General features: G+C 74.3%; 19 protein-coding genes. 8 read left to right on the top strand and 11 right to left on the bottom strand.

The genetic code is table 11. The annotated features are described in order from the left end of the window. Positions 1-14: 14 nt before the first annotated feature. Both DVA66_RS03030 and DVA66_RS03025 read right to left on the bottom strand, forming a co-directional pair. The gene (locus DVA66_RS03030; protein WP_232821720.1) at positions 15-1,736 is read right to left on the bottom strand and encodes an FAD-binding oxidoreductase; all 1,722 of its coding nucleotides are present in this window, start codon (positions 1,734-1,736) and stop codon (positions 15-17) included. Continuing rightward, entirely contained in the window at positions 1,733-2,695 is a 963-nt protein-coding gene (locus DVA66_RS03025) for a lysophospholipid acyltransferase family protein (protein WP_232821719.1), read from the bottom strand. The genes DVA66_RS03030 and DVA66_RS03025 overlap by 4 nt, the downstream gene beginning before the upstream one ends. A 278-nt stretch (positions 2,696-2,973) precedes the next feature. On the opposite strand from DVA66_RS03025, the gene DVA66_RS03020 reads away from it, so the two are divergent. Both DVA66_RS03020 and DVA66_RS03015 read left to right on the top strand, forming a co-directional pair. Then, positions 2,974-5,103, top strand: a complete 2,130-nt coding sequence (locus tag DVA66_RS03020; protein ID WP_114558716.1) for an MGH1-like glycoside hydrolase domain-containing protein — start codon at positions 2,974-2,976, stop codon at positions 5,101-5,103. A 56-nt stretch (positions 5,104-5,159) separates the two neighbouring features. Next, positions 5,160-6,107, top strand: coding sequence for a serine hydrolase domain-containing protein (locus DVA66_RS03015; protein WP_114558715.1), 948 nt, complete (start codon positions 5,160-5,162; stop codon positions 6,105-6,107). Here the strand turns inward: DVA66_RS03015 and DVA66_RS03010 are convergent. The 3 genes from DVA66_RS03010 to DVA66_RS03000 form a co-directional block, all read right to left on the bottom strand. Beyond that, positions 6,082-7,107 (bottom strand): Gfo/Idh/MocA family protein, encoded by a 1,026-nt coding sequence (locus DVA66_RS03010; protein ID WP_198671427.1) that lies wholly within the window; start codon positions 7,105-7,107, stop codon positions 6,082-6,084. The two genes, DVA66_RS03015 and DVA66_RS03010, sit on opposite strands and share 26 nt — an antisense overlap. 43 nt (positions 7,108-7,150) lie before the next feature. Further along, on the bottom strand, positions 7,151-7,921 hold the full coding sequence (locus DVA66_RS03005) for an SDR family NAD(P)-dependent oxidoreductase (RefSeq protein WP_114558714.1): 771 nt from the start codon (positions 7,919-7,921) through the stop codon (positions 7,151-7,153). Positions 7,922-7,998: 77 nt separating this feature from the next. After that, the gene (locus tag DVA66_RS03000; RefSeq protein WP_114558713.1) at positions 7,999-9,216 is read right to left on the bottom strand and encodes an acetate/propionate family kinase; all 1,218 of its coding nucleotides are present in this window, start codon (positions 9,214-9,216) and stop codon (positions 7,999-8,001) included. A 66-nt stretch (positions 9,217-9,282) separates the two neighbouring features. Between DVA66_RS03000 and DVA66_RS02995 the strand changes: the two genes are divergently transcribed. Then, on the top strand, positions 9,283-9,585 hold the full coding sequence (locus DVA66_RS02995) for a hypothetical protein (RefSeq protein ID WP_114558712.1): 303 nt from the start codon (positions 9,283-9,285) through the stop codon (positions 9,583-9,585). A gap of 3 nt (positions 9,586-9,588) precedes the next feature. Here DVA66_RS02995 and pta read toward each other — a convergent pair whose 3' ends face one another. Next, complete coding sequence (gene pta / locus DVA66_RS02990; RefSeq protein ID WP_114558711.1) at positions 9,589-11,652, bottom strand: phosphate acetyltransferase; 2,064 nt, start codon at positions 11,650-11,652, stop codon at positions 9,589-9,591. A gap of 117 nt (positions 11,653-11,769) precedes the next feature. Here pta and DVA66_RS02985 point away from each other — a divergent pair, with 117 nt between their 5' ends. The 3 genes from DVA66_RS02985 to DVA66_RS02975 all read left to right on the top strand — a co-directional run bounded on the left by DVA66_RS02985 (position 11,770) and on the right by DVA66_RS02975 (position 13,590). Next, positions 11,770-11,985, top strand: coding sequence for an AsnC family protein (locus DVA66_RS02985; RefSeq protein WP_114127343.1), 216 nt, complete (start codon positions 11,770-11,772; stop codon positions 11,983-11,985). 22 nt (positions 11,986-12,007) lie between these two features. Then, entirely contained in the window at positions 12,008-12,568 is a 561-nt protein-coding gene (locus tag DVA66_RS02980; protein ID WP_114558710.1) for a Clp protease N-terminal domain-containing protein, read from the top strand. Between the two features lie 287 nt (positions 12,569-12,855). Then, positions 12,856-13,590, top strand: coding sequence for an SDR family NAD(P)-dependent oxidoreductase (locus DVA66_RS02975; RefSeq protein WP_114558709.1), 735 nt, complete (start codon positions 12,856-12,858; stop codon positions 13,588-13,590). A 15-nt stretch (positions 13,591-13,605) separates the two neighbouring features. Here DVA66_RS02975 and DVA66_RS02970 read toward each other — a convergent pair whose 3' ends face one another. The 4 genes from DVA66_RS02970 to DVA66_RS02955 are packed head-to-tail and all read right to left on the bottom strand — an operon-like array spanning position 13,606 to position 16,902. Then, the gene (locus tag DVA66_RS02970) at positions 13,606-14,022 is read right to left on the bottom strand and encodes a hypothetical protein (RefSeq protein ID WP_114558708.1); all 417 of its coding nucleotides are present in this window, start codon (positions 14,020-14,022) and stop codon (positions 13,606-13,608) included. Positions 14,023-14,079: 57 nt separating this feature from the next. Further along, positions 14,080-14,874 carry a deoxyribonuclease IV gene (locus DVA66_RS02965; protein ID WP_114558707.1) on the bottom strand — a complete coding sequence of 265 codons (795 nt, stop codon included), beginning with the start codon at positions 14,872-14,874 and terminating at the stop codon, positions 14,080-14,082. Between the two features lie 29 nt (positions 14,875-14,903). Beyond that, complete coding sequence (locus DVA66_RS02960; protein ID WP_114558706.1) at positions 14,904-15,257, bottom strand: VOC family protein; 354 nt, start codon at positions 15,255-15,257, stop codon at positions 14,904-14,906. Between the two features lie 55 nt (positions 15,258-15,312). Further along, positions 15,313-16,902 (bottom strand): beta-N-acetylhexosaminidase, encoded by a 1,590-nt coding sequence (locus tag DVA66_RS02955; RefSeq protein WP_198671426.1) that lies wholly within the window; start codon positions 16,900-16,902, stop codon positions 15,313-15,315. 124 nt (positions 16,903-17,026) lie between these two features. Between DVA66_RS02955 and DVA66_RS02950 the strand changes: the two genes are divergently transcribed. Next, positions 17,027-17,773, top strand: coding sequence for a nucleoside/nucleotide kinase family protein (locus DVA66_RS02950; RefSeq protein ID WP_232821718.1), 747 nt, complete (start codon positions 17,027-17,029; stop codon positions 17,771-17,773). Between the two features lie 21 nt (positions 17,774-17,794). Here the strand turns inward: DVA66_RS02950 and DVA66_RS02945 are convergent, their stop codons facing one another. Next, positions 17,795-18,835 (bottom strand): aldo/keto reductase, encoded by a 1,041-nt coding sequence (locus DVA66_RS02945; protein ID WP_114558704.1) that lies wholly within the window; start codon positions 18,833-18,835, stop codon positions 17,795-17,797. A 65-nt stretch (positions 18,836-18,900) separates the two neighbouring features. Here DVA66_RS02945 and DVA66_RS02940 point away from each other — a divergent pair. Then, positions 18,901-19,195, top strand: a 295-nt coding sequence (locus tag DVA66_RS02940; RefSeq protein ID WP_157973801.1) for a GntR family transcriptional regulator, incomplete at its 3' end; no start/stop codon positions are given.

Here is a 19,195-nt window from a genome sequence, read left to right as displayed (position 1 = left end):
CGTTCCGAGGGTCCTCACTCCGAGAGGACGGAGACACCGGGCTCGCCGGTGTGCACGACCTTGCCCGGGTTGAGGTTGCGGCCCGGGTCGGTGCCGTCGAACAGCCGCCCGATCATCCGCGCCCCGGCCGGGGACACGTCGTCCTCCAGCCACGGCGAGTGCTCCAGCCCGACACCGTGGTGGTGGCTGAGGGTGCCGCCGGAGCGGATGAACTCGCTCTGGATGGCCCGCTTGACCACGTCGTAGCGCGCCAGCACGTCCTCGCCCTCGTAGGCGATCGCGAAGGTGAAGTACAGGCAGGCGCCGGAGTGGTAGTTGTGGGAGAGGTGGCACATGATGTAGCCCTGGCAGCCGATGTCGGCGAAGGCCTTCTCCGCGGTCGCGATGACGTTGTCGTACAGCGGCTTGAGCCGCGACCAGGGGGCAGCGGTCTCCGACACGTCGGCGGTGGCGCCCCGGTCGAGCAGGAAGTCGCGGATGTAGGGCGTGTCGAACTTCTTCTGGTCGTAGAGCACGCCCGGGCCCTTGCCGACCACGATGCCGCCGTGCTTGCCGACGATCTCGCGGACCAGCCGCTGCTGCAGCGCGACGTGGCTCTTGGAGCCCTCGTAGCCGATGAAGCTCATCGACAGCTTGTCCAGGTCCCAGCCCTTGCGGACCAGGTAGGCCATCAGCGCCTTGGTGACGTACTTGCTCAGGCCCTTGCTGCGCTTGGACGTCGCCAGCGAGAACTGGGTCTCCCGCTCGTCGGAGATCCGGGCCACCAGGGTGGAGGCGTCGGAGGTGTTGATCTCGTGCAGCGCGGCCAGCCCGGTGGCGAAGTCGGGGAAGAAGTAGCCGAGCACCACGCGCTCCTCGGCGACCCGCTTGACGTTCACCCAGGCCTCGGTGATGACGCCGAGGCGTCCCTCGCTGCCCAGCACCATCTCGCGCACCGACGGACCGGTGGAGGTGCTCGGCAGCGGACGCAGGGTGAGCACCTCACCCTTCTCCTGGCCAGGAGAAGGGGGCATCGCCATCGTCAGCCCGCGGGTGATGTCGGCGATGTCGCCGTAGCGGTCGGACTGCATGCCCGAGGAGCGGGTGGCGATCCAGCCGCCGAGGGTGGAGTGGCTGAAGGAGTCGGGGAAGTGCCCGATCGTCCAGCCGCGCTTGTTCAGCTGCTCCTCCAGGTCGGGGCCCTGGGCGCCGGCCTGGATCAGCGCCAGCCCGGACTCCTCGTCGATCTGCAGCACCTTGCGCATCCGTCCCAGGTCGACCGAGACGACCGTGCGGGTCTCACCGGCCGGCGCCTCCAGCGAGCCGGCGATGTTGCTGCCGCCGCCGAAGGGGATGAGCACCGCGTCGGCCTGCACCACGGCGTCCACCACCGCCGCGGTCTCCTCGGTGCTGCTGGGGTAGACGACGACGTCGGGCATCCGGCCCAGCTGGCCGCGGCGGATCCGCACCAGGTCGCGGACGCTCTTGCCGTAGGTGTGCACCAGCCGCTCCATCGGGTCGGTGGTGACGTTGCCGGCACCGACCGCCCGGGTGAGCCGGTCGCCCAGGGCGTCGGGCAGCTGCGGGTCGGGGATGTCGAGGTCCTCGAACCGCAGCGGTGCGCTGGCGGCGGGGGTGGTGATGTCGATGCCGACCTTGTCGCGCACGAAGGGAGCCAGCCTCGGCTTGTCCTCGTGGTGGAACGAGACGCCGTCGACGCCCCAGCCCCACCACTTCATGTGCTTGACACCCTTCACGACGTCTCCTCCTGGGTCGTCTTCCTCATCCGTCGGGCGAGCCTGGCCGGCAGCCCGGCCCGCCGCCGTCGGTGCGGGAGCGCGTCGCGCTCCGCCCGGTGGCCGTTGCGCCCCTCGTCCTCCAGCTGCCCCGACGGGTCGTCCGCGCTCGCCGGGCTGTCGGGGCTGGTCGGGCTGTCGGGGCTGTCGGGGCTGGACGCGCTGGCGGCCACGGCGAGCTGCGCCCGGTCCTCCAGCAGGTCGGGGTCGTCGTCGGCGGCGCGGGCGAGCATCGCCTCGCGCGCCTCCTTCTCCGCCGCCCGGCTGGCGTAGTCGATCAGCCGGGGCAGCCCGACCGCGGTCGCGGTCTGGTCGTGCATGTCGGCGATGACCTTGGAGATGCGCTCGGAGAAGCTCTTCGACATCTCCCCGGGACGCGCCCACATCGGGCTGCCGATCACCACGTGCACCGGCGGACGTCCGCGGCGGACCCAGCCGTGGCCGTGCGGCATCGCCTCGTGCGCGCCCACCAGCGCGACCGGGATGCACGGCACGTTCCGGCTGATGCACAGCGCGGCCGCGCCAGGCTTGAACGGGGCCATCTGACCGGTCCGCGACCGGGTGCCCTCGGGGTAGAGCAGCAGCGGGACGCCGTCGGACAGCAGCTTGCCGGCCAGCCCCTTGCGGTTGCGGGTGCCGGTGCGCTCCACCGGGAAGGCGTTGAAGAACAGCACGGTCGGCCAGGCCCGCCACCGGTTGCGGAAGAAGTAGTCGGCGGCCGCGCCGGCGGAGAGGTAGCGCGACAGCCGCCGCGGCAGCGCGCCGATGATGAGCGGGGTGTCGAGGTGGCTGTTGTGGTTGGACACCACCACGTAGGGGCCGCTGAAGTTGTCGAGGTTGTGCCGGCCGTGCACCGTCACCTCGGTGATCGCGGAGACGACCGGCTTGAGGAGCGCCCGCTGGGCCACGGATCGGGCCACTGCATGCGCCCGGGACGTGTAGCGCGCTCTCTCTCGCACCCGCTCAGACTAGGCCCACCACCCAGCCGATCGCACAACGGCGACGTCGCGCCGACCCGGGGGCCGGGTGCGCGCGGACGGGGAGCCGGGAACCGTCCGAGCGGCGACCCGAGGCCCATCCTGCGCTGAACGCGCAACATGCTGCTAGGTTGCTGCGCGTTACGCGCGACGAGGCAGCGGGAGGTGCTCATGGACGAGCGGATCGAGGACGGGGCGGCGTCCGCACCGGAGGTGCTCCGGTGAACATCGACGAGCTGCTCGCCGGCCCGCACCGGGGTCTGCGGACCCGCCCCGGGACGCTGCTGCTGGGCCCCACCGGCCGCCGGCTGTGGGCGGACTACCTCGACGACGTCCCCGGCTTCAGCGGGCGGATCGACTACATCCACAAGCTCAACGTCCCGCTGCTGTTCACCGTCGACGCCGACGCCGACCCCGCGCAGGGCCGCAGCGAGGGGCAGTGGCGTCCCTCCCACCTGCGCACCCGGCAGCGGGTGGGCACGGCGACGGTGCAGGAGACCCGCTTCATCACCTGGGACGACGAGGCGGTCTCGGTGCAGCGGTGGTGCAACGAGGGCACCGAGCCGGTGCTGCTGCGGGCCCGCGTCGACGGGGGGTGGTGCGCTCGCGAGGGCGACCGGGTGCGGGGCTCGCGCCACATCGAGGCGCACGGGTTCACCCTGCAGGTGACCATCACCGCCTCCGACCCCGCGGTCTGGGACGGCCGGGAGCTCGCGCCGGGCGAGGAGTACGAGGTCACCCTGGTGGCCGCCCTCCGGCACACCACCCCCGGCGGGGACGGGCCACCGCAGGACGGGGCGGAGGCGACCTCGCCCGACCTGCTGGAGCGCCACCTGGCCGAGTACCGGTCCTGGTTCGACGCCGTACCCGAGCTGGAGACCGACAGCCCGCTGCTCAGCCGGGTCTGGGCCTACCGCTGGTACCTGCTGCGGTGCTCCCTGGCCGAGCCGGGGATGGGGCTGCTGCCCGGCACGGTGATGTTCGAGGGCCGCTCGCACAAGATGTCGAAGGAGCCGTGGCGCCCCGGGGGCTGGGAGTTCACCAAGCTGATCCCGCTGTCGACCCCGTTCCACCTGCTCGACCTGCGCTGGCGCTCCGACCCGGCGGTCGGCGTGGCGGTGATGGCGGCCGTCCCGTCGGCGCAGCAGCCGGACGGCCAGCTGCACGCGTGCACCGTCGGGCAGGTCCACAAGCCCTACGCCAGCTTCTTCGGCCACGCCGTCGAGCGGTTCGCCCGGGTGCACGGCTGGGACAGCGTGAGCCCGGAGGTGCTCCAGACGGCGAAGCGGCAGGTGCGCGGCGAGCGGATCGCACTGGAGGCCGATGAGGACGAGCTGTTGGTCCAGCGCGACCACAAGCGCACCGGCAAGGAGTACCAACCCAGCTACTGGTACTTCCACGACTACCCGGCCAACCCCCGGGACCCGCACACCTTCACCCCGCTCAAGCGGGTCGACCGCGCCGTCTACCAGTACCTCAATGCCGCCGCGGTGGCCGAGCTGTGCGCGCGGCGGGGCGACCCCGACGGGGCGGAGTTCGCCTCCCTCGCCGACCGGGTCGCGCGGTCGGTGCTGGAGAAGCAGTGGCACCCGGCGAGCGCCTTCTTCTACGACCTGCACCACCGCACCGACGAGGTGTCCCTGGTGCGCAACGTCGTCGGCTTCTACCCGTGGTGGGCGCGGCTGACCGACGGCCGCCACGTCGAGGGGCTGCGCCGCGCGCTGGCCCCCGACCTGTTCGGGACGCCGCTGGCCTACCCCTCGGTGGCCCAGGACTGCCCGGCGTTCCGGCCCGAGGGCGGCTGGATGGGCAGCTTCCTCAAGGGACGCAACGGCTGCATGTGGAACGGCCCGGCCTGGCCCTACACCACCAGCCTGGTCCTGGACGCCCTCGGCAGCGCCGCCCTCGAGCACGGGCTGGACGACGTCGCCGCCGAGTTCGGCCGCGGGTTCTGGTCGTATGCCCGCTCGCACTTCCGCGACGCCGACCTGGCCGTGCCGTACCTGGTCGAGCACTACAACCCGCTCACCGGCGAGCCGATCAGCGACGAACCCGACTACAACCACTCGATGCTCATCGACCTGGTGGTCCGCTACCTCGCTGGCGTGCAGCCCGACGAGGGCGGGCTGCGGGTGCGTCCGCTCGACGTCGGCCTCCGGCACCTCGCCCTGCGCGGGGTGCGGGTGCGCGAGCACCTGCTGGACGTCGAGCTGGACGGACGCGGAGCCGCGCGGACGCTGCGGGTGACCTGCGGCGGCACGGTGCTGTGCGACGGGCCGCTGCCGGCCGACGGCGTCGAGCTCGACGAGACCGTGTGCGCCCACGACCGGGCGACAGCGGCGACCCGCTGACCCCAGGGCCGGAAACCGGTGGACGGGTCGGCCCCGGTGCCTGAGGCTCGGTGCCGATGAGCACGGTGGACGACGAGGCGCTGGTGGCCGGTCTGCAGCGGGTGGCCGCCCGCTGCCGCGAGGAGCCCGCGCTGGGCGCGACGGCGACGCTGCTGGCGGCGGTGGGCGACCGGGAGGTGGCCGCGGTCGACCTGCACGGCCAGGGTCTGGACACCCCGGTGCCGACCATCGCCAGCGTGACGAAGTCGCTGCTCTCCACCGTCACCGGGTGGGCGCTGGCCGACGGTCTGGTCGAGCTCACCACCACCCTGCACGACCTGCTCGGCGACCCGGTGCCGCCGCCGCGGCGTCCGGCCACCGTGCACCACCTGCTGTCCATGACCGGAGGCGCCGACGGCGGCCTGCTGCCGATCGACGACGTGATGGAGCTGCCGTCGGGGTGGGTGCCGGCGCTGCTCGGGTTCGCCCAGCTGGACGTCCCCGGCAGCCGGTTCCGCTACGACAACGGGGCCTGGCACCTGCTGGCCGCCGGTCTGCAGCGGGCGGTCGGCGGGGACCTGCTCGGCTACGCCCGCCGGGTCCTGGAGCCCAGCGGCTGTGCGGAGGTCGACTGGCCGCGCGACCCCGAGGGCGTCCCGTTCGGGTTCGGCGACGCCCGGCTCAGCCCGCGCCAGCTGCTGGCGTTCGGACGGGCCTGGGCCGACGGGCGCGCCGTGCCGGACGGCTACCGCGAGCGCGCCTGGCGGACGTACAGCCCGGGTGGGCCGCCCGAGCAGCGGCCCTACGGCTACGGCTGGTGGCTGTCGACCGCCGACGCCGACGTCCGGACGCGCCTGGCCGCCGGCTGGGCCGGGCAGGCGGTGCTCATCGCCCCCGGGCACGGGCTGGTGCTGGTCGCCACCGGCAGCCCCGAGCGGTGGCACGACGACTCGTCCCGCCCGGTGCTGCCGCTGCTGGAGGAGCTGGCGCGGGACGTCCTCAGCCCGGCTCGCCCGGGAAGCTGACCCCCACCTGGCGGCGGGCCTCGTCCAGCACCGCCATCACGTCGAGGGTGTGCTGCCAGCTCATCCGCGGGCTCTGCTGCTCACCGGCCGCGATCCGCCGGGCCGCCTCGGCGACCTGGTACTGGAAGCCGCCGTCCACCCGGCCGTCGAAGGTCACCCGGTCGCCCTGGCGCGGCACCAGGGTGAGCGTGGTCGGGGTGAAGAAGGTGCCGGCCACCTCGATCCGGCCCTCGGTGCCGCAGACCACCGCGGTGTTCGGCGTGGCCGACCACAGCGTGGTGTGGGCGACCCCCTGGGCCCGTCCGGGGGTGTCGAGCAGGACGCCGACCTGGCCGTCCACGCCCGTCTCGGTCAGGGTGCCGGTGGCGGTCACCGAGGCCGGTGCGCCGAGGACGTCGAGGACGAAGGCCAGCGGGTAGACGCCGAGGTCGAGCAGGGCGCCCCCGGCCAGCGCCGGGTCGTACATCCGGTGCGCGGGGTCGAAGGCGAAGTACTGGCCGTGGTCGGCCCGGACGGCCACCACCTCACCGATCGCGCCCTCGGCCAGCAGCCGGTGCAGCTGCAGCACGTGCGGCAGGTGGCGGGTCCACATCGCCTCCATCGCGAACAGACCCGCCGAACCCGCGGCGTCGAACACCTTCGCGGCCTCGGCACGGTTGCGGGTGAACGCCTTCTCCACCAGCACCGGCTTGCCGGCCTCCAGCGCGAGCAGCGCCTGGGCGGCGTGCTCGGAGTGCGGGGAGGCGACGTAGACCGCGTCCACCTCCTCGTCGGCGACCAGCTCGGCGTAGCTGCCGTAGCCGCGGGGGACGTCGAACTCGGCGGCGAACGCGTCGGCCCGCTCCTGGCTGCGCGAGCCGACCGCGACCACGCTCGAGCGGGTGTGCTCGGTGACGGCGCGGACGAAGGTGCGCCCGATCCCGCCCGGGGCCAGCACCCCCCAGCGCAGCGGCGGGGCCTCGCGCGGGTCCTCGGCGGCGTCCAAGCAGCTGGTGGTCATCATCGTCCTCCGGGTCGGGGCGGGCGGTCGGGGGTGGGGCGGGTCAGTGCCGGCGCGAGGACTGCAGCAGCGAGGACACCTTGCGGATCACCGGGCGCGGCAGGTGCTGGGCCAGCCAGATCGCGGCCTTCCAGCGCTTGGTCGGGATGCTGATCACCCGGCCCCGCTCGACGTCGTCCAGGCACTCGGTGACCAGCCGGTCGACGTCGACCCAGACCACGTCGGGCAGCTTGGAGGCCCGGATGCCGGCCCGGTCGTGGAACTCGGTGTGCACCCAGCCGGGGTTGAGGGCGGTGGCGCTGACGCCGGTGCCGGCCAGCTCGACCGCCAGGCTCTCGGTGTAGACCGTCACCCACGACTTGATCGCCGAGTAGTGGCCCAGGGTCACCCAGCCGGCGGTGCTGGCGACGTTGACGATCCGACCGCGACCGCGGTCGCGCATCGCGCGGGCGGCGGCGCCGCTGATCATCAGCACCGCCCGGCACATCACGTCCAGGGCCCGCTCGTGCACCGAGGTGTCGGGGTCGAGCAGGGTGCTCTGCAGACCGAACCCGGCGTTGTTGATCACCAGCTCGACCGGGGCGTCGGCGTCGGCGACCCGCTCGGCGACCCGCACCGTGTCGGCCCGGGAGGACAGGTCGGCCCGCAGCACCTCGACGTCCACGCCGTACACCCGAGAGAGCTCTGCCGCGGACGTCCGCAGCCGCTGCTCGTCGCGGGCCACCAGGACCAGGTCGTTCCCGCGGGAGGCGAGGTGACGCGCGAACGTCGCCCCGATGCCCGCCGTGGCCCCGGTCACCAGCGCAGTCGTCATGGCGGTCAGCGTAGTGGTCGGCACCGGGGCGGGGCGGCGGGACCAGCGCCCGGCCGCGGGCTGGGCGGCGTGCGGGCTCAGCCGACGAGGTCGACCGCCTGGCGGGCGATCGCCAGCTCCTCGTTGGTGGGGACGACGGCGATGGTGACGGGGGAGTCCGGGGTGGAGACCACCCGGCCGCCGACGGCCCGGCCGGCGGTGTTGGCCGACTCGTCCAGCACGAAGCCCAGCGGCCGCAGCCGTTCCGCCACCGCCGACCGCAGCGCGGGGTTGTTCTCCCCGACGCCGGCGGTGAACACCAGGACGTCGGTGCCGCCGAGCAGGGCGTGGTAGGCGCCGACGTACTTGACCAGCCGGTGCACGTAGACGTCGAGGGCCAGCCGGGCGTCGGCGTCCCCGGCGTCGACCCGCTGCTGCAGCTCGCGGAAGTCGTTGACGCCGCTGAGCCCGAGCAGCCCGGAGCGCTGGTTGAGGAGCGCGTCGATCTCGTCGGGCCCGGCGCCGGCGCGGGCCAGGGTGAGCACCACGGCCGGGTCGACGTCGCCGCTGCGGGTGCCCATCACCAGGCCCTCGAGCGGGGTCAGCCCCATCGAGGTGTCGACCGGGCGGCCGCCGTCGACCGCGGAGGCCGAGGCCCCGTTGCCCAGGTGCAGCACCACCTGCTTGAGCTGCTCGTAGGGACGCTCGACCAGCTCGGCGGCCTGCCGGGAGACCCAGGCGTGGGAGGTGCCGTGGAAGCCGTAGCGGCGCAGCCGGTGCCGCGCGGCCACCTCACGGTCGAGTGCGTAGGTGGCGGCCTCGGCGGGCAGCCCGGCGAAGAAGGCGGTGTCGAAGACGGCCACGTGCGGCACATCGGGCCGGATGGCCTGGGCGGCGCGGATGCCCATCGCCGCGGCCCGGTTGTGCAGCGGCGCCAGCACCTGCAGCGCCTCGATCTCCTCCAGCACGTCCTCGGTGACGACCTGCGGCTCGCTGTGCCCGCCGCCGTGCACCACCCGGTGCCCGATCGCCACCAGCCCGGCCTCGTCCAGGTCCGGGCCCTGCCGGTCGAAGGCGTCCATGACGATCGCCAGCGCGTCGCCGTGGGAGGAGACCCGGTCGTCGGAGCGGGTGGTCCGCTCACCCGCGGTGTGGCTGGCCGAGGAGCCCGACTCCCCGATCCGCTCCACGCTGCCGCGGGCCAGCACCTGCTCGGAGTCGACGTCGACCAGCTGGTACTTCAGCGAGGACGAGCCGCTGTTGAGGACGAGCACGCTGCGCTGCCCGGTCGGTGCGCTGCCTGGTTCGGTGGCCACGGCGCAGACGCTACCCACCGGTCAGGTCGGCGCCGGACGCGGGCGGGCAGGCGTTAGCGTCACCGGGTGGGCGAGGAGGACGAGCGGTGGCTGGTCGTCGACGGCCGCCGCTGGCGCCGGCAGGACCCGCAGCTGCCCGAGGACGTGGCCGCCGCGCTGCGCTCCCAGCTGGGCCGGGCTCGCTCGGCGGTCGGGCGGGCGAAGCGCGAGGGCAGCGACCCGGCGCCCCACCGGCAGCGGGTGCAGGCGGCCAAGGTCGGGCTGGGCGAGCGCGGCACGCCGTGGTGGGAGCAGGACGCCGACGAGCGCCGCTGCCGCTGGGAGGAGGCCCTGGCCCGTCTCGCCGAGCTGGACGACCGGGACGGATGATCCTCAGGGGTTCTGCGCCTGCACGCAGGTGATCGCCACGGTGTTGACGATGTCGTCGACCAGGGCGCCGCGGGAGAGGTCGTTGACCGGCTTGTTGAGCCCCTGCAGCACCGGACCCACCGCGACCGCACCGGCGCTGCGCTGGACCGCCTTGTAGGTGTTGTTGCCCGTGTTGAGGTCGGGGAAGACGAACACGGTGGCCCGTCCGGCCACGGGGGAGTCGGGCAGCTTGGTGCGGGCCACGTCGGGGTCGATCGCGGCGTCGTACTGGATCGGGCCCTCCAGCGGCAGCTCCGGCGCACGCTCGCGCACCAGCGCGGTGGCCTCGCGGACCTTCTCCACCTCCGCGCCCGACCCGCTGCTGCCGGTGGAGTAGGACAGCATCGCCACCCGCGGCTCGATCCCGAAGGAGCGCGCGGTGTCGGCGGAGGAGACCGCGATGTCGGCCAGCTGCTCGGCGGTCGGGTCGGGGATGACCGCGCAGTCGCCGTAGGCCAGCACCCGGTCGCTGAGCAGCATGAGGAAGACGCTGGAGACGCTGCGCACCCCGGGCCGGGTCTTCACGAACTCCAGCGCGGGGCGGATGGTGTGGGCGGTGGTGTGCGCGGCACCGGAGACCATCCCGTCGGCCATCCCCAGCTGGACCATCATGGTGCCGAAGTAGGAGATGTCGACGACCTTCTCCCGCGCCTGCTCGATCGTCACCCCCTTGTGCGCCCGCAGCCGGGCGTACTCGGCGGCGAACCGCTCGACCAGCTCCGGGTCGCGTGGCGAGAGCACCCGGGCGGCGTCCAGGTCGAGCCCGAGGGTGGACGCCCGCGCCCGCACCCCGGTCTCCTCCCCGAGCAGCGTCAGCTCGGCCACCCCGCGACGCAGCAGCACGTCGGCGGCGCGCAGGATCCGGTCGTCGGAGGCCTCGGGCAGGACGATGTGCTTGCGGTCCGCGCGCGCCCGCTCGAGCAGCTGGTACTCGAACATCAGCGGCGTGCGGACCCCGGACGGCTGGACGTCCAGCGCCCGCTGCACCGCCTCGGCGTCCACGCCCTCGGCCCACAGCCGCCGGGCCTCCTCCACCTTGCGCCGGGAGCCGACGATCATCGGCCCGTGCAGCCGCGAGAGCCGTTCGGCGGTGCGGTAGGTGCCCAGGGAGGTGATGGCGATCGGCAGGTCGTGCTCGACGCCCTCGACCAGCCGCAGCACGGTCTCGGGCACCTCGTAGCCGCCGACGAGGATGATCCCGGCCAGCGGCGGGAAGGTGCCCGAGCGGTGGGCCAGCACCAGCCCGGCGAGGATCTCGGGGCGGTCGCCGGCGGCGATCACCGTGGTCTCGGGGGTGAGCCGGGCCAGCACGTTGGGCAGGGTCATCCCGGCCACCAGCAGGTCGAGGGACTCCCGGTCCAGCCAGTCCTCGTTGCCCCGCACCAGCTGGGCGTCCACCGCCTCCAGCTGCCGGCGCACCGACGGCGCGGCCAGCACCCGGCTCTCGCCGATCGCGGAGGAGCAGAGGTCGGGGAAGTGCTCGGCCAGCCGGACGCGGGTCTCGGCCAGCACGTCGGGGTGCACCCGGTTCGCGATCACCATCGAGACCGCCGCGTGCTCGGCGGCGAACACCCGGCGGGCCTGCTCGGCGGTGGTGATGACCTCCTCGGCGTCGCGGTCCACGCCGCTGACCACCAGCACCACGCCGGCGGCCAGGTTGGAGGCGATCCGGGCGTTGAGCACCAGCTCGTCGGGGGTGGAGGTGTCGGTGTAGTCCGAGCCGAGGACCAGCACCGCGGGGAACCGCTCGGCCAGCTCGCCGTGCTTCTCGACGATGGCGGTGAGGGCGGCGTCGCGGTCGGCGTGGGCGTCGTCGTAGGTCACCCCGACCGCCTCGGTGTAGCCCACGTCCACCCCGGGCTGGTCGACCAGCAGCTCGACCAGGGTGTCGCGACCCTCGGCGTGCACGAGCGGCCGGAAGACCGCCACCGTGCCCACCTCGCGGATCAGCTGGTCGAGCAGGCCGAGCGCGACCGTCGACTTGCCGGTGAGCCCCTCGGGGGAGGCGATGTAGACGCTGCGGGTCACGCGCCGAGGCTAACCGCACCCCCGTCCGTGCCGGCATCGGCGTGGTGTCGCGGAGGTGAACCCCGTAGTCGTCAAGGAAGGTTGACGCAGGTCGGGTCGTCAAGCTAGGTTGACGACATGGCGGATGCGACGGGAGTGGCGGCGGCGGCCTCCAGCAAGGACCCGGCCGAGGGCCTGGCCGCGGTGGCGGCGCTGCGGGCGCTGCAGGAGTCCCTGGAGGAGCTGCAGGTGGTCAACGCGCGCCAGCACGGCTGGTCGTGGCAGCAGATCGCGGCGGTGCTGCAGGTGAGCAAGCAGGCCGTGCACCAGAAGTACCGACGGCTCGGCTACTGAGCACGGCGCGAGGAGGAGACGGATGTTCGAGAAGTTCACCGCGGAGGCGCGGCGCACGGTGGTGCTGGCCCAGGAGGACGCCCGGTCCCGGCACCAGGGCCAGGTACGCACCGAGAACCTGCTGATCTGCCTGTACGACCCGCCGGGTGCGGAGTCGGTCGGCGCGGAGGTGCTGACCCGGGCCGGTCTGCCCCGGTCGCAGGCCGCGGCCGCCGTCCAGGCGATCGCCCGCAGCGACACCTCCGGCCCGGACGCCCAGAAGCTGTGGCAGCTGGGGATCGACCTGGACGCCGTCCGCTCCCAGGCCGAGGAGGCCTTCGGACCCGGCGCGCTGGAGCGCACCCGTGCCGGTCGCCGGCGCGCCAAGGAGGGGCACATCCCCTTCGACGTCGCCGCCCGCCAGGCGCTGGAGCTGACCCTGCGCGAGGCCCTCGACCTCGGGCACCGCCACCTCGGCACCGAGCACCTGGTGCTCGGGCTGATGCGCGCCGAGGCCGGCGCCGCCGCCCACATCATGGCCGCGGCCGGCCTCACCCTGGACAGTCTGCGCGCCGCCGTCGCCGAGCTGGCCCCGCGTCCCTGACCCTCACCCGCTGCCCGCCGCCGGCACACACCTTCGCGTGACGGCACCCATGCTGCAGCGTGTGTGCGGTGCAGCGGAGGTGTGTGCCGCGGCGGGAGCGGGTGGGCGCCACACACCGTCGCGCGACGGCACCCATGCTGCAGCGTGTGTGCCGTCGCGCGAAGGTGTGTGAAGGGCGGGGGTAGCGGGGATGGCCGCGGTGCGGGCGGCGGCGACCACCCGGTGGCGGACGTCTGAGAGGGTGGGGCGGTCGTCCCAGCCGGGGACGCGGCCGAGGAGGAGCAGCGATGGCGGGACGTCCGCTGGCGGTGGTGACCGGAGCGAGCAGCGGGATCGGGGCGGCGAGTGCGCGCGCCCTGGCCGCCGCCGGGTTCGACCTGGTGGTCGGGGCCCGCAGGGTCGAGCGGATGCAGCCGCTGGCCGAGGAGCTCGGCGCCGACGTCCGCCCGCTGGACGTCACCGACGCCGGCTCGGTGCGCGACTTCTGCGCCGGGATCGAGCGCTGCGAGGTGCTGGTCAACAACGCCGGCGGGGCCATCGGCACCGAGCCGGTCGCCGAGGCCGACCCCGAGGACTGGCGCACCATGTACGAGACCAACGTCCTCGGCACCCTGCACGTCACCCAGGCGCTGCTGCCGGCGCTGGTCGCCTCCGGTGACGGCCGTGTCATCACCATCGGCTCGGTCGCCGGCCGCGAGCCCTACCCGGGCGGGGCGGGCTACAACGCGGCCAAGCACGCGGTGTCGGCGTTCAGCCGGGTGCTGCGGATGGAGCTGCTCGGCCAGCCGGTCCGGGTCTCCCAGATCGACCCCGGCATGGTGGAGACCGAGTTCAGCGTGACCCGTTTCCGCGGGGACGCCGACGCGGCCGCGAAGGTCTACGAGGGCATGACGCCGCTGAGCGCCGACGACGTCGCCGACGCCGTGGTCTGGGTCGCGACCCGGCCCAAGCACGTCAACATCGACCAGATCCTCATGCTGGCCACCGACCAGAGCTCGGCCCGGGTGGTGCACCGCCGCTGAGCGCGGCGCGGGCGCTCAGCGCTGGGCGAGGCCCTTGAGCAGCAGCCCGCCGCCGGCCGCCACCAGGAAGGACAGACCCCCGAGCAGCAGTGCCGCCCCGAAGGGGTCGTCGGCGCGTGGGGCCAGCAGCAGCGTGCCCAGCAGCAGGGCGACCTCGACCGCGACGAGCACCACGTGGCCGACGACGTGGCGCCGCGAGCCGCGCAGCCGCACCACCGTCCACACGGTCGGCGGCACGAGCGCCACCAGGTAGGCCACCACCAGCACGGGGGCAGCCGACGCGTCGGGCAGCACCAGCCAGGCGCAGGTGCCGACGAAGGTCAGCACGCCGGCCAGGAAGGTCAGTGCGGCGTACCACTGCCGGTCCCGTAGCCGGTCGCGGGCCGGGGCCGCGGCCCCCCGCTCCGCCGTCTGCCGTCCATGCTGCGCCACGGCCCCGACCGTAGCGCGACGACCGGGCACCGGCCGGGTGCGACCCGGGCCGACGGCTCAGGCGAACGCGGTCGCCAGGAAGGCCAGGTCGTCGCGGTGCCCCTCGCCGGGGGTCTCCACGACGACCGGGGCGCCGGCCTCGCGCACCACCTCCAGCACGCCGTCCGGGTCGAGCGATCCCTGGCCGAAGTTGGTGTGCCGGTCGGCGCCGGAGTCGAAGGCGTCGCGGGAGTCGTTGGCGTGCACCAGGTCGATCCGCCCGGTGATCGCGCGCACCCGGTCGACCAGCCCGGCCAGCTCCTCCCCACCGGCGTGGAAGTGGCAGGTGTCGAGGCAGAAGCCCACCCGGTCACCGCCCTCGGCCGACTGCACCGCCTCCCACAGCCGGGCGATCCGGTCCAGCCGACGCGCCATCGCGTTCGCCCCACCGGCGGTGTTCTCGATCAGCACCGGCACCGGGGCGTCCAGCTGGTCGACCGCCTTGCGCCAGTTGTCGAAGCCCTTGGCCGGGTCGTCGGAGGCGCCGACGTGGCCGCCGTGCACGATGACACCCTTCGCCCCGATCTCGGCGGCGGCCGTCACCGTCTGCTGCAGCAGCTTGCGGCTGGGGATCCGGATCCGGTTGTTCGTGGTGGCCACGTTGAGCACGTACGGGGCGTGCACGTACAGCGCGACACCCGCCGCCTCGGCGTCGGCCCGCAGCGCCTCCGCTCCGCCGGCGTAGTGCACCACCGGGCCCTTCCACCCCTGCGGGTCACCGAGGAAGAACTGCGACAGCTGGGCGTCCCGGGCCCTCGCCTCGGCGACCGGGTCGAGCTGGTCGACGTGCGCGCCCATCGGAGGTGTCTGCATGGGCCCGAGGGTAGTGGCCGGCTCCGACGTCAGTGGCCCTCGGCGACGCAGAACTGGTTGCCCTGCGGGTCGGCCAGCGTGACCCAGCGGAAGCCCTCCGCCTCGTGCCGCCCGACCTCGGTGGCGCCCGCCCGCACCAGCCGCTCGGCCTCGGCATCGACCGAGGCGTCGGCGGTGAGGTCAAGGTGGATCCGGTTCTTGCCCGGGGTCGGGTCGTCCACCTTCTGGAAGGCCAGCGCGGGCTGGCCGTCGGGCAGCCCGACCATCACGTAGCCGCCGTCGAAGTCCTGCACCACCTGACCGCCCACCTGCTCGGCCCACCACCGGGCCAGCGGGCCCGGGTCGTCGCTGTCCACCGTCACCATCGCCAGCCGCATCGTCATGGTGGGGACGCTACGCCGGGCCACTGACAGAAGGCACCGGACGCCGGCGTCCGAGTCAGACGCCGGGCTCGGCCAGCGCCAGCGGCTCCTCGGCCGGCGGGGCGGACGGCCCCCGCTGCCAGATCCCGGTGCCGCCCTGCTGGTGCGGCAGCGGCCCGGCCTCGGGGCGGTGGTTGATGCCCAGCGCGTCCAGCCGTGCGACGTGGGCGGCCAGCCGCTGGCCGAACTCCTCGAAGGAGCGCCCGGCGGGGTCGGACCAGGCGACCTCGGCGTGCGCGCAGGCCCGCGGCCACAGCAGGTACTCCGCGCGACGCAGGTCGGGCACGTACTCGGTCCACAGCTGGCACTGGGTGCCGAGCACCCGGGCGGCGCTGTCGGCGTCCAGGTCGGCCAGCGGGTCGAAGGCGTAGGCCTGCTCGGTGGTGGTGAGGCCGAAGATGCAGCGCCGCTCCTCGGGGAGCTCTGAGGGGTAGTAGTCGAAGTAGGTGGCGGTCACCGGGGCCATCACCACGTCCAGCCCGGCCCGGGCCGCGGCCACCCCCTTCTCCGGTCCGCGCCAGGCCATCGCCACCGCGCCCGGCAGCGGACCCTCGTCGCAGATCTCGTCCCAGCCCACCAGCCGGCGGCCGCGTTCGGCCAGCCAGTCGCGCAGCTGCTCGGTGAACCAGCGCTGCAGGTGCCCGGCGTCGGGCAGCCCGCGCTGCTCGGCCAGCGCCGCGCTCTCGGGGCTGGCCAGCCACTGGGTGCGCGGGGCCTCGTCTCCGCCGACGTGGACGAAGGTCGAGGGGAACACCTCCAGCACCTCGGTGAAGACGTCGAGGACGAAGGCCAGTGAGGCGTCGTCGGTGCTGATGACGTAGTCGGAGATGCCCGGGGCGCTGCGCACCCGGTCCACCGCGTGCCCGGGGACGGCCAGCTCGGGGTAGGCGGTCAGCGCGGCCTCGACGTGCCCGGCGAACTCGATCTCGGGGACGACGGTGATCCCGCGCTCGGCGGCGAAGGCCACCAGCGAGCGCAGCTGGTCCTGGGTGTACCAGCCGCCGTGCGGGGTGCCGTCGGTCGGGCCGTCGGGGCCCACCATCGACTCCGGACGGGTGCCGCCGACGGTGTGCAGCCGCGGGTGCGAACGGCACTCGAAGCGCCAGCCCTGGTCGTCGGTCAGGTGCAGGTGCAGCACGTTGTACTTGTGCAGCGACAGCTGCTCCACCAATGCGTAGAGGTCGCGCAGCGGCATGAAGTGGCGGACCACGTCGATCATCACCCCGCGCCAGCCGAAGCGGGGGCCGTCCTCCACCCGCAGGCAGGGCAGCTCCCACTCGGTGCGGGTCGCCCCGGCGCTGAGGGCCTCCGGGGGCAGCAGCTGGCGCAGGGTCTGGGTGGCCCAGACGGCGGCGGCCGGGTCGGCGCAGGTGAGCGTGACCTGCTCGGGGGTGATCTCGACGACGTGGTGCTCGGCGGGCAGCGCGGGCTCGTGCACCACCCGCAGCGTCGCCGCCTCCGAGCGCTCCAGCGCCAGGCCGGTGCCCGGCCCGAGCAGCCGGCGCAGCGGCGCCACCAGCTCGGCGGGTCCGTCGACGGTGGTGGTGGCGTCCAGGCGGTGCGTGCCCGCGGCGGGGGTGAGCGATCGCGGCTTCGGGATGATCACCCGAGCACCGTACTGGCGGTGGTGCGGGGGCGAGGCCGATTTCACACCTGGCGGGTCGTCGCCTACCGTCGCCCGAGGCTCCCGCCGCCGGCGGGCACCGATGCCGACGACGAGGAGGTGCCGGGTGCTGGATCTCGGACCCTGGCTGGACAGCGTCCAGGACCCCCGGGCCGGTCGACCGCGCTCCCGACCGCGACGCGACGCCGGCGGGCACCTGGCGGCGCAGGTCACCACGGTGACGCTGCAGCAGGCCGTCGACCGGGCCGGACGCCTGCTGGGGAGCGGACGCCGTCTGCTCGGCATCGCCGGCGCTCCCGGGGCGGGCAAGAGCGTGCTCGCCGAGGCCCTCGTCGCCGCCCTCGGGCCGCGGGCGGTGCTGGTGGCGATGGACGGGTTCCACCTCGACGACCGGGTGCTCCGCGCCCACGGCAGCTGGGAGCGCAAGGGCGCCCCCGACACCTTCGACGCCGACGGCTACCTGGCCCTGCTGCAGCGGCTGCGGACGGCCGAGCGGCCCGTCTACGCCCCGCTCTTCGACCGCGGCACCGAGCAGTCGGTGGCCGGGGCGGTCGAGGTCGGCCCCGAGGTGGAGCTGGTGGTCACCGAGGGCAACTACCTGCTGCTCGACCGCGACCCCTGGTCACAGGTCGGCGGGCTGCTCGACGAGTGCTGGTTCCTGGCCCCGCCCGAGGACGTCCGCGCCACCCGGTTGGTCGAGCGGCACCGCCGTCACGGCCGCGGCGAGGACGAGGCCCGCGACCGGGCGTCCGGGTCGGACCAGCGCAACGCCGAGCTGGTGCTGCCCACCGGCGCCCGGGCCGACTGGCGGCTGACCGTCGCCGACCTCGGCGCGGCCGTCGGCCCCGGCTGAGGCCGGGACCGGCCCGTCGCCTCAGGCCGCGTCGAGGGCGGCCAGCTGCTCCTCGTCGAGGTGCAGCTCCACCGCGCCGAGGGCCTCCTCCAGCTGCTCGACCGAGCTCGCCCCGATCACCGGGAGCATGGCCGCCCGCAGCACCGGCAGCTGGTCCTCCGGGGTGCTGGACGACCCGGCGGCCAGCGCCAGCCGCCGCCGTGGCCCGGCCAGGTGCCAGGCCAGCACGACCTGGTTGGCGGTCGCACCCAGGTCGTGGGCGATGCGGTGCACCAGCCGCAGCCGCTGGTGGCTGCCGGGGTGGTCGTAGGGGTCGCGGAAACCCATCCACGGCCGGACCAGCTGGCCCGCCTGCTGCGGGGAGTAGCTGACGATGGTCAGCCCGGGGTGCTCGGCGGCGTAGTCGATGGCGTCCTGGTCGACCAGCGCGCTGGTGTCGACACCGGGGGCCGGCCAGTAGGCCGAGTGCTGCTGCTGCCAGACGCCGAACGCCGGCCGTCCGCGGTCGGCGCTGTGCCGACGGGCCACCGCGAGCCGCCAGGTCGTCGTGTTCGACAGACCCGGGACGGTCACCAGACCCTCCTCGACGAGGGCGGAGAAGGTGTCGGCGATCTCGGTGACGTCGCGGGTGCGGTCGTCGACGTGGCCGTAGTAGACGCCGACCCGGTCCAGGCCGAGCCGCTCGAGGCTGCCGGTCAGCTCGCGCCGCACCACCTCCGGGGCCAGGCCCTCGTAGTTGGTGGGGGCGGTGGTCGACAGCGGCCGGTCGGGCCGGATCTTGCCGGCGCCGCACTTGGTCGCGACCACGACCCGGTCGGCCACCCCGCGGCGGGCGATCCAGGCGCCGAGGGTGCGCTCGCTGAGGCCCGCGGTGGTCGGGTCGTCGCCCCACGAGCCGTAGTTGTTGGAGGTGTCGAAGAAGCGGCCACCCGCCTCGAAGAACCGGTCGAGGATCGCGAAGGAGGTCGCCTCGTCCTCGCGGACGCCGAGGAGCATGACGCCGAGGCAGAGCTCGCTCACCTCGAGCTCGGTGGTGCCGCTGTACAGCTTCCGTGTGTGCATACGGCGATGCTAGGAAGAGGTTGGCCCGGGCACCCGGGCCAATTCGAGACGGGAACAGCAGACCAATGAGCAGCACCGTCGTGGTCGGCGGCGTGCCGCTGCCGACCGACCCGGGCGAGCGGTCGTCCACGCGTCGGCTCGCCGCCGCGCTGCGCAGCGGCATCCAGGACGGGCTGCTCCCCGACGGGTCGGTGCTGCCGCCGAGCCGGGCGCTGGCGGCCGAGCTGGACTGCTCGCGCTGGCTGGTCACCGAGGTGTACGGCCAGCTGGTCGCCGAGGGCTACCTGGTCGCGACCGTCGGCTCGGGCACCCGCGTCCGCGCACCCGCCCCGGCGGTGGCCGGGGCGAGGCGCGGCGGGC

The organism is Desertihabitans aurantiacus (assembly GCF_003344635.1).
In the GTDB taxonomy this organism is placed as follows: domain Bacteria; phylum Actinomycetota; class Actinomycetes; order Propionibacteriales; family Propionibacteriaceae; genus Desertihabitans; species Desertihabitans aurantiacus.
This window is presented reverse-complemented; position numbering and strand designations above follow the sequence as displayed.

What these genes read in the sequence shown, in the direction of transcription:
- DVA66_RS02965 (WP_114558707.1), bottom strand. Translation starts at nt 14,874, where the DNA reads ATGCAGACACCTCCGATGGGCGCGCACGTCGACCAGCTCGACCCGGTC.
- DVA66_RS02960 (WP_114558706.1), bottom strand. Translation starts at nt 15,257, where the DNA reads ATGACGATGCGGCTGGCGATGGTGACGGTGGACAGCGACGACCCGGGC.
- DVA66_RS02975 (WP_114558709.1), top strand. Translation starts at nt 12,856, where the DNA reads ATGGCGGGACGTCCGCTGGCGGTGGTGACCGGAGCGAGCAGCGGGATC.
- DVA66_RS03010 (WP_198671427.1), bottom strand. Translation starts at nt 7,107, where the DNA reads ATGACCACCAGCTGCTTGGACGCCGCCGAGGACCCGCGCGAGGCCCCG.
- DVA66_RS02985 (WP_114127343.1), top strand. Translation starts at nt 11,770, where the DNA reads ATGGCGGATGCGACGGGAGTGGCGGCGGCGGCCTCCAGCAAGGACCCG.
- DVA66_RS02980 (WP_114558710.1), top strand. Translation starts at nt 12,008, where the DNA reads ATGTTCGAGAAGTTCACCGCGGAGGCGCGGCGCACGGTGGTGCTGGCC.
- DVA66_RS02945 (WP_114558704.1), bottom strand. Translation starts at nt 18,835, where the DNA reads ATGCACACACGGAAGCTGTACAGCGGCACCACCGAGCTCGAGGTGAGC.
- DVA66_RS03005 (WP_114558714.1), bottom strand. Translation starts at nt 7,921, where the DNA reads ATGACGACTGCGCTGGTGACCGGGGCCACGGCGGGCATCGGGGCGACG.
- DVA66_RS03015 (WP_114558715.1), top strand. Translation starts at nt 5,160, where the DNA reads ATGAGCACGGTGGACGACGAGGCGCTGGTGGCCGGTCTGCAGCGGGTG.